The 12057-nt window shown below is 59.8% G+C and carries 16 protein-coding genes; 6 read left to right on the top strand and 10 right to left on the bottom strand.

What is annotated here, in order from left to right; all coding sequences use genetic code 11:
- Positions 1 to 584: C-terminal helicase domain-containing protein (locus tag L0H65_RS06665; protein WP_301458056.1), on the top strand; the 584-nt coding region annotated here is incomplete at its 5' end.
- A gap of 45 nt (positions 585 to 629) precedes the next feature.
- Here the strand turns inward: L0H65_RS06665 and L0H65_RS06660 are convergent.
- Entirely contained in the window at positions 630 to 1082 is a 453-nt protein-coding gene (locus tag L0H65_RS06660) for a hypothetical protein (RefSeq protein ID WP_301458055.1), read from the bottom strand.
- Between the two features lie 357 nt (positions 1083 to 1439).
- On the opposite strand from L0H65_RS06660, the gene L0H65_RS06655 reads away from it, so the two are divergent.
- Positions 1440 to 2027 (top strand): thymidine kinase, encoded by a 588-nt coding sequence (locus L0H65_RS06655; RefSeq protein ID WP_301458057.1) that lies wholly within the window; start codon positions 1440 to 1442, stop codon positions 2025 to 2027.
- Here L0H65_RS06655 and L0H65_RS06650 read toward each other — a convergent pair.
- A complete protein-coding gene (locus L0H65_RS06650; protein ID WP_301458054.1) occupies positions 2000 to 2932 on the bottom strand; it encodes a DMT family transporter in 933 nt (310 codons plus the stop codon). The genes L0H65_RS06655 and L0H65_RS06650 overlap by 28 nt on opposite strands.
- 87 nt (positions 2933 to 3019) lie before the next feature.
- Here L0H65_RS06650 and L0H65_RS06645 point away from each other — a divergent pair, with 87 nt between their 5' ends.
- The 3 genes from L0H65_RS06645 to L0H65_RS06635 all read left to right on the top strand — a co-directional run bounded on the left by L0H65_RS06645 (position 3020) and on the right by L0H65_RS06635 (position 6246).
- Positions 3020 to 4645 (top strand): AMP-binding protein, encoded by a 1626-nt coding sequence (locus tag L0H65_RS06645; RefSeq protein WP_301458053.1) that lies wholly within the window; start codon positions 3020 to 3022, stop codon positions 4643 to 4645.
- A gap of 80 nt (positions 4646 to 4725) precedes the next feature.
- Positions 4726 to 5748, top strand: coding sequence for a hypothetical protein (locus tag L0H65_RS06640; protein WP_301458052.1), 1023 nt, complete (start codon positions 4726 to 4728; stop codon positions 5746 to 5748).
- 192 nt (positions 5749 to 5940) lie between these two features.
- Positions 5941 to 6246: a hypothetical protein gene (locus L0H65_RS06635; protein ID WP_301458051.1), complete on the top strand. Its 306-nt coding sequence runs from the start codon at positions 5941 to 5943 to the stop codon at positions 6244 to 6246.
- 22 nt (positions 6247 to 6268) lie between these two features.
- Here L0H65_RS06635 and L0H65_RS06630 read toward each other — a convergent pair whose 3' ends face one another.
- From L0H65_RS06630 to L0H65_RS06605, 6 genes are all read right to left on the bottom strand, one after another.
- A complete protein-coding gene (locus L0H65_RS06630; protein ID WP_301458050.1) occupies positions 6269 to 6700 on the bottom strand; it encodes a low molecular weight protein-tyrosine-phosphatase in 432 nt (143 codons plus the stop codon).
- A gap of 142 nt (positions 6701 to 6842) precedes the next feature.
- Complete coding sequence (locus L0H65_RS06625) at positions 6843 to 7352, bottom strand: copper chaperone PCu(A)C (RefSeq protein WP_301458049.1); 510 nt, start codon at positions 7350 to 7352, stop codon at positions 6843 to 6845.
- Between the two features lie 42 nt (positions 7353 to 7394).
- Positions 7395 to 7760, bottom strand: coding sequence for a hypothetical protein (locus tag L0H65_RS06620; RefSeq protein WP_301458048.1), 366 nt, complete (start codon positions 7758 to 7760; stop codon positions 7395 to 7397).
- A gap of 115 nt (positions 7761 to 7875) precedes the next feature.
- Positions 7876 to 8163, bottom strand: coding sequence for a 50S ribosomal protein L28 (rpmB, locus tag L0H65_RS06615; RefSeq protein WP_301458047.1), 288 nt, complete (start codon positions 8161 to 8163; stop codon positions 7876 to 7878).
- 147 nt (positions 8164 to 8310) lie between these two features.
- Positions 8311 to 8721 (bottom strand): DUF4864 domain-containing protein, encoded by a 411-nt coding sequence (locus L0H65_RS06610; protein WP_301458046.1) that lies wholly within the window; start codon positions 8719 to 8721, stop codon positions 8311 to 8313.
- A gap of 118 nt (positions 8722 to 8839) precedes the next feature.
- On the bottom strand, positions 8840 to 10420 hold the full coding sequence (locus L0H65_RS06605) for a lysine--tRNA ligase (protein WP_301458045.1): 1581 nt from the start codon (positions 10418 to 10420) through the stop codon (positions 8840 to 8842).
- A gap of 121 nt (positions 10421 to 10541) precedes the next feature.
- Here L0H65_RS06605 and L0H65_RS06600 point away from each other — a divergent pair, with 121 nt between their 5' ends.
- Positions 10542 to 10967 carry a tellurite resistance TerB family protein gene (locus L0H65_RS06600; RefSeq protein WP_301458044.1) on the top strand — a complete coding sequence of 142 codons (426 nt, stop codon included), beginning with the start codon at positions 10542 to 10544 and terminating at the stop codon, positions 10965 to 10967.
- A gap of 22 nt (positions 10968 to 10989) precedes the next feature.
- Here the strand turns inward: L0H65_RS06600 and L0H65_RS06595 are convergent, their stop codons facing one another.
- Positions 10990 to 11301, bottom strand: a complete 312-nt coding sequence (locus L0H65_RS06595) for a hypothetical protein (RefSeq protein ID WP_301458043.1) — start codon at positions 11299 to 11301, stop codon at positions 10990 to 10992.
- Between the two features lie 150 nt (positions 11302 to 11451).
- Positions 11452 to 12057, bottom strand: a 606-nt coding sequence (locus tag L0H65_RS06590) for a D-alanyl-D-alanine carboxypeptidase (protein ID WP_301458042.1), incomplete at its 5' end; no start/stop codon positions are given.

Below are 12057 nucleotides of genomic sequence, written 5' to 3'. Positions count from 1 at the left end.
ACGGTTCCGAAAAGCTCATGAAATTGCTGGTGGCCGGGGGTTTCAAGGCAGGGTCGATTCACGGGAACAAAAGTCAGAACCAACGCGACCGTACCCTGACTGAGTTCCGCGAAGGCAGCCTTGATGTGCTGGTCGCCACCGATGTTGCAGCGCGCGGGATTGATATTCCGGGCGTGCGCCATGTCTATAACTACGACTTGCCGAACGTCCCGGAAAACTACGTCCACCGCATCGGCCGCACTGCGCGCGCCGGGGCTGACGGTCGTGCCGTTGCCTTCTGTGCGCCTGCCGAAATGGGCGAATTGAAAGATATCGAGAAACTGCTGAAAACCTCCCTTCCGGTGATCGGTGGCGCGCCTTGGGGTCTTGCCGATATCAAAGCCGCGCCAAAGCCGCCGCAACGCGGTCAGCGGCCGCAAAAGCAGGGGCACGGTCAGGGCAAACCGGCGGGCCGCAACGCGCAAGGCAAACCCAAGGCGAAACCCCAGGGCAAACCGATGCGCGGCGTTGAAGGTGGTAATACCGCGCCGAACAAGCAGAATCACCGCAGCCCGCGCCCGCAGGGTCGCAGCAATTTCGCATAAAAGATTCCCCGGCGGCAGTCCTTGTCGCCGGGGTTTCTTCGTCCCCTACTTCGCCTCGTCTTCAAGATTCAGCTTCATTTCAAGCAGAACCTGCTGGATCGACAGCGTTTCGCGCAGCAGGCGTTTCGCCTCATTGATCGAAATCCGGCCATCGGCGATGGCGGTGTTATATTCCCCCATCAACATCGCAAACCGCTGCGACAGCGCCACCACATCAGAATTGATCCCCGCCGAATGCGCGTTCCGCTTGGTGCCGTCATAGGCCATGGTGATGCCACGCAGGTCCGCCAAGGCGCTGGTGACATGGGGGAAACTTGCCGCCGCCTCCAGTGCTGCTACGACATCGACGGGCATGAAACGGTCCGCATGCTCTGCCGCGTCAGAATAATAGCGTCCGATCGTGGCCTTGGATTTCCCCGACAATTCGCAAGCCGCCTCGATTCCTACATCCTTGACCAGCGCCTCAGTGTGTTTTTTCAGGTATCCGTTATGCTTCATGTCTCAGGCTCTCAGGTTTACAGGTCGAATGCAGGGGAAATCATTATTCCTTTTCCCATTAAGCTGCCCTTCAGGATTTGTCATCCATGAATTCGGTTCCAGTGTGTGTTGGAACGGTTGTGAGTGGCCAGTGCCCCCAGCATTGGCACGGGTGCTGTCCGCCGTGTCCTTGACCTTGTTTTCGGGGTGCGACGGATTTGTCCGGCGCGACGCGGCGGGCTTGCCTGTTTTCGGTCAATGGTGCTTTGGGGCTGGTGTTCGTGCGGCAGCGCGGCCCGGCCCCGGTTTTTCTGCCGATGCGCGCGGTCAGGGACTTCCCCCTTGATCACGCGCACCGACCGGGGCAAGAAGTCAGGCATGGCAAAGCTCTATTTCCACTATTCCACGATGAACGCGGGCAAATCGACGGCGTTGCTGCAAGCCTCGCACAACTACCGCGAAGGCGGCATGGTGACTTATCTGATCACCGCACAGTTGGACAAACGCGCGGGACAAGCGCGCATCGCCAGCCGTATCGGCATTGCGCAGGATGCTGACACGTTCTCGGTTGGTGAGGATTTGTTTGCCAAGATCAATGTCAAATTGAATAGCGGCCCTGTCGCCTGCGTATTCATTGATGAGGCACAGTTTCTGAGCAAGGCGCAGGTCTGGCAACTCGCCCGCGCGGTCGATGACTTGAATGTGCCGATCATGTGCTACGGGCTGCGGGTGGATTTTCAGGGCAACCTCTTTCCCGGTTCCGCCGCATTGCTCGCCTGGGCGGATGAAATGCGCGAAGTGCGCACGATTTGCCATTGCGGCAAAAAGGCAACGATGGTGGTGCGCAAAGACCCGGATGGTCAGGTGCTGCGCGAAGGCGACCAGGTGCAGATCGGCGGCAATGAAACCTATGTTTCACTGTGCCGCCGCCATTGGCGTCAGGCTGTGGGCGATGGCTCTGGCTGACGACCGCGAATGGCGATCATCGCACCCGCAATGGCGATCATCCCCATGCCGATCACCGCATGGATCGACAGGGATTCATCCCACAAGACCCAGCCCCAGAATGCCGCGAGTGGCAAGGCGAGATATTCAAAGACCGACACCCGGCTTGCCTCCGCAATCTGGTAGGCGCGCACCACCATGCCGATCCCCAGAAGCGATCCCGCCGCCTGCACGAAGGTCCAGCCGTAGAATGAAGCCGACGGCCAGACCCAGCCGCGCAGCATGAACCCCTCTGGCCCCGCCGGCACAGGCACCGGGAACAGCGTCAGCCCGACAACCCCGATCAGGCCGAAGGTACCGAGCGCCAGAAAGAAGCCCAGGGTCAGCACCTCCGCCGATTCGCCTTCGCACCATTCGCGGGTGGCGACATTGCCCAAGGCGTAGAACACCCCAGCCAGCACCGGCATCAAAGCGGCAAGCGACGCACCCTGCACTGCCTCCGGCCCCAAGACCAGTGCCACACCGGCAAAGCCGACACCAACCGCCAGCACGCGCACGATGCCAATGGGATGGCCATAAACAAACCGGGTGATGAGCAGTACGAAAATCGGCGCGGTGAACAGGCCCGCAGCCACGACCGCCACCGGCAAGAACGCCAGTGCCCCGAAATAGATCAGCATCGACACCCCATGCACCGCCGACCGGGCCACCACCCCACGCAGCCTTTTCGGGCGCAGGCGCAGCGGCAGGAACGGCAGGCTAATCAGGACCAGAGAAACCGCCATCACGGTCCGCAGCAGATGGAATTGCCAAAGCCCTGCCTCCACCGCGATCACCCGCACGAAATTATCGGTGAACCCGATCACCGTGGCAAAGCCGAGCACAAGGGCAGCGGCGATCAAAAGCGGGTCGGTTGTCAATTTCATCGGCGCTGCCTTACGGTTTGCTCTTTACCGCTTCGGCCAAATACGCCGATGATGCTAGACAGAAAGCGACATCGGTGGGAGGATTTGATGGGTTGGCTGGCGGATGAGACGGGCTTGGGGCGCTGCGGTGCCAATCATGTCGCGCTGACGCCCTTGATGCATCTGGCAAGGGCGGCGGATATCTTCCCTGACCAGACGGCGATCATCTATGGCAAGACGCGCCGCAGCTACCGAGAGTACCACGCCCGCGCCAGCCGCCTTGCCTCCGCCCTCACCGGTCTGGGCATTCTGCCCGGCGATGTGGTGGCGACGTTATTGCCGAATATCCCGGCGCAGGCAGAGGCACATTTCGGCATTCCCGCATGCGGTGCGGTGATCAACACAATCAACACCCGGCTCGATGCGGATACGGTGGGTTATGTCTTCGATCATGGCGGGGCAAAGGTCTTGCTGTGCGACACCGCGCTGCTGCCTTTGGCCGAGGCGGCGATGGAACGGCAAGCCGGCACCCCGCCCCGGATCATCGAAGTGCCGGATATTGAGGTCGGCCATGAAGCCACGGGTCGCTATCTGGACTATGAGGCGCTTTTGGCGCAAGGCGACCCGGCCGCACAATGGCTGATGCCTGCCGACGAATGGGAAAGCATCGCGCTCAACTACACCTCCGGCACCACGGGGCGGCCCAAGGGCGTTGTGTGCCACCACCGGGGCGCCTATCTGGTCGGCATGGGCACGGTGGTCAGTTGGGGGCTGACGCTGCACCCGATCTATCTGACCATCGTGCCGCTGTTTCATTGCAACGGCTGGGGCCATGCCTGGATGATGCCGGTTCTCGGTGGCACAGTGGTTTGTTGCCGGGATGTGACCGCACGGGCGATCTATGCCGCGATAGCCGATCACGGCGTCACCCATTTTGGCGGTGCCCCGATCGTGCTGAACGCCTTGATCAACGCCCGCCCCGAGGACCGGCGCGCATTTGCACATACCGTACAGGTTTTTACCGCCGGAGCGCCCCCTGCTGCGGCAACTCTTGCAGCAATCGAACCTTTGGGCTTTTCGGTGACTCAGGTTTACGGGCTGACCGAAACCTTTGGCCATATCACCGAATGCCTGTGGCAAAATGCGTGGGACACACTGCCACAAGTCGAACGCGCGGCAATCAAGGCGCGGACCGGCGTGGTGCAGCCGATGGCTGCGCAAGCCGTGGTGATGGACGATGCCCTGCACCCGGTGCCGCGCGATGGTGAGACGCTGGGTCAGATCATGATCCGGGGCAATACCGTGATGAAAGGCTATTACAAGAACCCGGAGGCGACGGCCGAGGCGTTCAAAGGCGGTTGGTTCCATTCCGGCGATATCGCGTTCCAGCACCCCGATGGCTATATCAAGATCACCGACCGCGCCAAGGATATCATCATTTCCGGCGGTGAAAATGTCAGCTCGGTAGAAGTGGAAGGCGCGCTGATGGATCACCCCGCTGTCTCACTTTGCGCTGTGGTCGCCAAGCCTGATGACAAATGGGGTGAGGTGCCTTGCGCCTTTGTCGAGTTGAAAGAGGGGGCTGCGGCAACCGAAGCCGAGTTGATCGCCTTCCTGCGCGACCGGCTTGCCGGGTTCAAAACGCCGAAACGGGTGATCTTTGGTGATTTGCCGAAAACCGCAACCGGCAAGATCCAGAAATTCGAGTTGCGGCAGACCGCCCGCGACTTGTAAACCGAGGTGCAAGATTGTGCTAATCCACGCGCTGGTCTAGGGTTGCTGCAAGAAGGCAGCAGGCAAGGCCCAAACAGGCGATGACGGCCGTAAAAAAGTATCAAAAGCTGGAATGCAGTGGCCTGTGGCGCGAGAATGCCGAGGGTCAGCGCAAGGAGGTTGTCGTCAGCCTGGGAAACACCTCGCTTGTGCTGTCGGACCCAAAGCGCGAGATCGCCCTGATCCACTGGTCGCTGCCTGCGATCAAGCGCAAGAACCCCGGTGAGATGCCTGCGCTCTTTACCCCCGGTGACGCCGCAGATGAGACGCTGGAGCTTGATGACGGCGAAATGATCGCAGCGCTGCAAACCGTTCACGCAGCATTGCGCGCCGCGCGCGCGCATCCGGGCCGGTTGCGCAATTCCATTCTGGCGCTGGTGGCGCTGTCGATTGTCGCGGTCTGTGTGTTCTGGTTACCGGATGCGCTTGTGCAACACACCGCGTCCTTTCTGCCACGCACAACCCGGCTGGAGATCGGCCAAAAGGCTTTGGCCGACCTGACGCGCCTGACCGGCCAACCCTGTGACAGCCGGGCGGGCCAAGCTGCGGCCAAGAAACTCAGCACACGTCTGTTCGGCAAGGACAGCGGGGCGGAACTGATCGTGGTGCGCACCGGCATTTCACATCCGACGCATCTGCCGGGCCGCACCGTGGTCTTGCCGGAATCGCTGTTGGCCGAACAGGACGGCCCCGACATCGCGGCGGGCTTCGCACTGGCAGAGCGGATCACGGCAGAGATGAACGACCCGATGATCCCGCTGCTGCACCACGCGGGCTTTACCGCAACCTTTCGCTTGCTGACGACCGGCAGCCTGCCGGATGGTGCGATGGATGGCTATGCCGAAACCCTTGTCGCCGCCCCCTTCCCGGCGCCGCCCGACAGCATCCTGTTGCCCCGGTTTGAAGCGGCAGGCGTTGCCACCACCCCCTATGCAACAGCGCGCGACCCTTCCGGCGACACCACCCGCAACCTGATCGAGGCCGATCCGTTCAGCAATGTGATTCCCCCCGCACTGTTGCCCGATGGCGATTGGGTCAGCCTGCAAGACATCTGCGCCGAGTAAATACGAGGGGGCAGTGGCAAGCAGGACGCCGCATCTAGCGGCCAGCGCAAAAGGTTCCCCCAACCCTAGATCATAGGCGAAAAGTCGCCGTTTTTCGCCTATTTCGTTGAAAATTATTGCTCGAATCGCTAGAATCCTCTGCAAAGAACAAGCGCACAGGGCATACCCTGCGCCGAGATGAGAGGCAGTACCATGACCAAGACCCTGATCGCAGCATGCTTGCTGACGTTTTCGATGCCGCTGACTGCAATCGCCGGACCGATTGAAAGCGCCTGTCTGAAATCCGAGCGTGCGGGGGCAAGCCGCGCCCTGTGCGGCTGCATCCAGCAGGTTGCCGATATGACCTTGCAAGGCAGCGACCAACGCAAAGCCGCCCGTTTTTTCAAAGACCCTGATCAGGCACAGAAGGTGCGGATGTCGAAAAGCGACAGCGACAACGAATTCTGGGCACGTTACAAGAATTTCGGTGACACCGCCCAAGCCTATTGCGCGGGTTGATCCGCACACCTTTCGGCGGCGATTACATACCGTCCAAAAGTGAACGGCATCCCGTCTCGATCAGGTCCAGCGCCTGATCGAAGTCACGGGTGTAATAGGGATCCGGCACCGCACCCGCAGGGATATTCAACAGTTGCGCCGGAATTGTGCTTGTTGCCGGGCGCAGCTTTTCGATGTCATGCAGGATGCTTTGGTCCAGTGCGACAATCAGGTCAAACCGGGTGAAATCATCACGGTGCAACTTGCGCGCCCGCAGACCGCGCAATTCATACCCGCGCGCGGCAGAGGCAGTGATCATCGGGCCATAGGGCGATTGGCCCTGATGCCAGCCGCTGGTGCCGCAACTGTCGACCTCTATGGTCGCCCGCCCCCCTTGCGCCGCCATATGCCGCAATACGACCTCTGCGGCGGGGGAGCGGCAAATATTGCCAAGACAAACCATCAAGACCCGCATTCACCCTCCCAAAACCTGTTCAGGTTCCAGCGTGACGGATGGGGCGCATTGACGCAACCGCCAATGGCGCATATCGCAACGTATTCCGAACAGCAAGCGGACCTGTGGTCTGGGTCGCTGCGTTGCCTTGGCAAAAAAGGCGTCAGTTGCTGCTGTCCACGTCCTGTTTGGAATGGTCCATTTTCGAATGGTCCATTGCTGCCTCTGGCGCGCGTTCATTGTCGACAGGAACGTCGACCGTCACATCGCCGGCTTTTTCAAACGTCAGGGTCAAATGCACGATATCGCCCTCCTTCGGCACCTTGTTCAGCCCCATGAACATGACGTGATCGCCGCCACGGATCAGCGCATGGGTTTCGCCCTTGGGAATGGCAAAGCCATCCTCGACATGTTTCATTTCCACGACGCCATTGCCTGCGTCAACATGGGTATGCAATTCCACCTTCTTTGCGATGTCTGAACTTGCTCCGATCAAACGGTCATCCTCGCCATGGTTCTCGATCACCATGAAGGCCGCCGCAGAGGTCGCCATTGCACCGGAGACGCGCAGATAGGCATCCTCCACCGTGATGCCTTGGGCAAAGGCAAAGGGCGCGGAGGCGAGCGAAAGGAAAGCAGCCGAAGCCACTGCGAGCAGGTTTTTTTGGGTCATGTCATGATCCTTGATATGGTTTTCCGGTCAGAAGCGAGAAGGTCAAACCAGTTGCGGCGGGTCGCGGGCGCAGGGGGAAAGAACCGCAATCCGACGCAGCAGGGCTGCGCGCGCATCCATTTCCACACGCCGCGCGGGTCGAACCAAGGGCAACGGCAGGACCATTGACGGCAGAATATACCCGGCCAGTCCCGCCAGACACTTCGGGCACGGATGCACTGGCCCCACAGGCTTGCCATCCGCATCCAAGGTGATCGTCATAAGACCGTAGCCCGAACAGATCACAACCGTAGTACCACCGCGCGACAAAGCCACTGCCTGTGCCCGCGCCACAGCCATTGCGGCAGAGCCTGCGGCCAGCGAAAGGCACAACAGCAGCAGGCAGAAGGGGCGAAGCAAGTGTTTCATATCGGCAATTTAGCGGAGCCGAACAACCAGTGAAAGCGGCAAAACCGCGCAAGTTTGTGGAAACGCAAAAAGCCCCACCAATCGGCGGGGCCTTGCCAGGAAGCGGTCAAAGGGATCAGGCGGCTGCCTGTGCCTTCGCCAGTTCTTTCTTGATTTTCAGCGCCTTCGGCGAAAGCTCATCGTCCTTGGCCTTTACCAGGAACGCATCAAACCCACCGCGATGATCAACGGTGCGCAATGCAGCCGCCGAAATACGCAGAGAGAAAGACTGACCGAGCACGTCCGAAATCAACGTGACATCGTTCAGGTTCGGCAGAAAACGCCGACGGTTTCTGTTCTTGGCGTGGCTGACAGTGTTGCCAGACATCGGGCCCTTACCGCTCAGTTCGCAGACGCGCGACATGGTCGTTATCCTTGTATTCGATGCCCGATCGGGCCTCACTTCATCATCAAAGATGCTGGCCAGAGGTCAGCACCAAAATTCCATCCGCGTCTGTTATGGGGAATCGCGGCCGCCGTCAAGCGCGCAAGCCATGCCCATAGCCAGAATTTACGCCCCCACCCCGGATTGCGGCAGAATCTGCACCGCGTCGATCTGCCAGCCATCCGGTGTTTGCAGCATACGGTAATCCAGCATATGCGCAGCCCCAGCCTGATCCGTCATCAACACCCGCTGCCACAGTTTGCCGTCAATCGTGCGCAGCCCCAACATGCGGATACTTCCCGGATTTTGCACCATCGGGTAACCGCGCCGTACCATCGCGCCGAAATTGTCAGGTGTGCCGAAAATCCCTTTGATCATGGGGGAAGCGAAGCTGAAGGCGCGGGAATAATCCTCGGCACGGAACGCCTCGATCTGGTTTTCGATGGTGGATTGAATTTCTGTTTCCGACGCTTGCTGCGCATAGCCGGGCAAGGCAATGGTGGCAGACACCAACAGGACACTGAAAAACTGTCGCATGGCGCGATCCTTTCTCTAACGTCCCCGTTCAGGAGTTTAGGCCGTTGCCCGAGAAAAGCAACAGGCGCAATCCAAACACCGGATTGCGCCTGAATGGAGTTTTCATAGGAAATTCGTTTCAGTGCACCAATTCCCCCGCCAAGCCCCGATCCATCAACGCAATGGTTTCCGCCACGCCATAAAGGGCGATGAACCCGCCAAAGCGTGGCCCCTCGGATGCGCCAAGCAGCACCTCATACAGCGCCTTGAACCAATCGCGCAGCGGCTCAAACCCATGGTCTTTACCGACCGCGAACACCATGCTTTGCAATGCCTCGGCGTCAAGACCGCCCTCCCAGACCGCAAGCCGGGCGCGAAGAGCCTCCATCGCGGTGCGTTCCTGATCATTGGGCAGACGGAATACTCGTTTCGGCGCGACAAAATCATGGAAATAGCGCACGGCAAAGCCCGCGGCCGCGTCCATATCCGGGTTGGTCTCCGCGCTGGCATCGGGCGCATAGCGTTTGATGAATCCCCAAAGCCCTGCCGCATCCTTCGCCGCCGAAACAGACGCAAGGTTCAAAAGCATCGCAAACGGCACCACCATCCGGCTTTCGGGTGGGTTGCCGCCATGAATATGCCACACCGGGTTGTTCACCTGCTGCTCCAGCGTTTGCCCAGGATAGGCCCGCAACTGCTGGTGATATTCATCCACCGCTTTCGGGATCACATCAAAATGCATCCGCTTGGCGGTTTTTGGCTTCAAATACATGAAATAAGACAGTGATTCCGTGCTGGCATAGGTCAGCCATTCATCAATTGTCAGGCCATTCCCTTTGGACTTGGAGATTTTCTGACCGTCCTCGTCCAGGAACAACTCATAAGTCATGTGGTGCGGCTTGCGCCCGCCCAACACCTCACAAATCCCGTCATAAATCGGGGTGTTGGTGGAATGGTCCTTGCCATACATCTCAAAATCGACGCCGAGCGCCGCCCAGCGCGCGCCGAAATCCGGCTTCCATTGCAATTTCACATTGCCGCCGGTGACTGGAAGCGTCCATTCGCGGCCCGACTCATCGTCAAAGGTGATGGTATGATTGACCGGATCGACGTTTTTCATCGGCACATATAGCACCCGCCCGGTTTCGGGATGGATCGGCAGGAACGCGGAGTAGGTTTGCTGGCGCTCCTCCCGCAGGGATGCCAACATGATCTTCATGATCGCGTCATAGCGTTCGGTGCAAAGGCGCAGGATATCGTCAAACTGTCCCGACTTGTAAAACTCCGTCGCCGAGATGAACTCATACTCAAAGCCGAACGTATCCAAAAAGCGCCGCAGCATCGCGTTGTTATACGCGCCAAAGCTGTCATATTCGCCAAACGGGTCGGGCACCGAGGTCAAGGGCCGCTGCAAATTCTCCAGCAACATCTCACGCTTCGGTACGTTTTCGGGCACTTTGCGCATCCCGTCGACATCATCCGAAAAGCAGATCAACCGGGTCGGAATGTCCGAAATCACCGCGAAAGCGCGGCGGATCATGGTTGTGCGCGCGACTTCGCCAAAAGTGCCGATATGTGGCAGACCCGAAGGGCCATAGCCGGTTTCAAACAGCACATAGCCTTTTTCCGGCGGCTTCTTCTCATAACGTTTGAGGATGGCGCGCGCCTCTTCAAAAGGCCAGGCTTTCGACGTCATCGCAGCATCGCGCAGGGCAGACATATCCCTTATCCTCATATCCCGTGCCGGCAACACCGTGTTGCGGCAACCCGACCTCTCCTATTGCCCTGCCGCCTCCGGGTCAATATTCTGCACTGCAACGAAACCGATCAAGGAACGTTTCATGCTCGACCATCTGCTCCCCCCCATGACCGCGCAGGACGCCCTGCTGGCGATCATGGTGGCGGTTTCCGCATCCGATGAGGATGTGCGCACCTCGGAACTGGTGGCGATCCAGCGTATCGTCAATCATTTGCCGGTATTTGTCGGATATGACCCGGATCGCTTCAAACACGTCGCCCGCGTGGTGTTCGACCTGTTCGAGGAAGAGGACGGGCTGGATGCCCTGTTCGGCCTGATCCGCGACGCCCTGCCGGAGCGGCTTTTTGAGACCGCCTATGCGCTGGCCTGCGATGTCGCCGCCGCCGACGGCACGATTTATGAGGCGGAACTGCAACTTTTGCAGGAAATCCGGGACGAGTTGGCAATAGACCGGCTGCATGCCGCAGCCATCGAACGCGGGGCGCGGGCGCGTCACATGAAGGCGTAAACCCGCAACCCCGTTGATTGCCTCAGATTGATCGTGCCGTGGCAGTGCGCGGTGGCTGGGTCTTGCCATCCGGACCGCGCAAATCCACCAGTTCTTCCTCCATCACGGTCAGCCAGGATGCCTGCTGTTCGCAGCGGCGTTCACTGTCGGCAAGTGCGGCGCGCAACCAGTTGATATCCGCCGCCTGCGCGTTCATCTCCAACCGATGATCGCGAAAGACGCCGCGCATCGTCCAGCCAATGCCGCCACCGCCCAGCAAGAGGGCCAATGCCACGGCAGTCAACATCAAAATCGTCACACTAACACCTCCACTCAAACCGGTGACCACTGCCACGGGTTGCCCCTTCGGGCCTCGGGACCATTCATGGAAGGCAAAAGTCGATGCGTCCATCATCCTGTCCGCCTGAGACAACGGGATCGGCATAAATCTTCCCAAAGCGTTCGAATTCAGGCAAAATTTCGCCAAAACCTTCGATGCGACGGGTCAAACAAAACTGCCCGCCCAGCGGCTGACAAGCTGTGCCTGCATATTGCGCGCGCGCCGCGTCCACTGCTGGCCGCCCGGCGGGTTTTCGCGTTCTGCCATCGACAGGCTGTCCCGCCGCCGTGTGTCGGCGCTGAAAATCGCGAAGGTCAGTTCCCTGCCCGATTGCGGCCTTATATATCCCGCAAGCCCGGAGACGAAATTCAGTGTCCCGGTCTTGGCAACAACCCGGGTCGGATGGCCCTTGATCTCCTTGCCACTGGCATCGCGTATGCCTTGTTCCTTCAGCAGACCCGGCAAGACCCCACCCCGCGCCGCAAGCAGGGTTTGCGCCATCGCCAGCGCCGAAATCCGGTTGTCACCGCCAAGCCCCGAATGGTCAACGAAACTCGACGCAATCCCGTGTTTCGCCAAGGCCCAAGCCGACATCTGCGCCGCTGATGCACGCAAACCGGAGGCGCCCGACGCCGTAAGCCCCACCGCCTCGGCAGTCATGTTGGTCGAATATTTCAGCATATCGCGCATGATTTCGGAAAGCGGCTCACTGCGGGTTTCGGCCAGCACGGTCGCGGCGGGCAGCGCATTGATCAGCGCCACAGTTGGCAA

The organism is Pseudorhodobacter sp., from assembly GCF_030452865.1.
GTDB lineage: Bacteria > Pseudomonadota > Alphaproteobacteria > Rhodobacterales > Rhodobacteraceae > Pseudorhodobacter.
The sequence above is the reverse complement of the archived record's forward strand: the minus strand, read 5'-3'. Positions and strand labels throughout refer to the sequence as shown.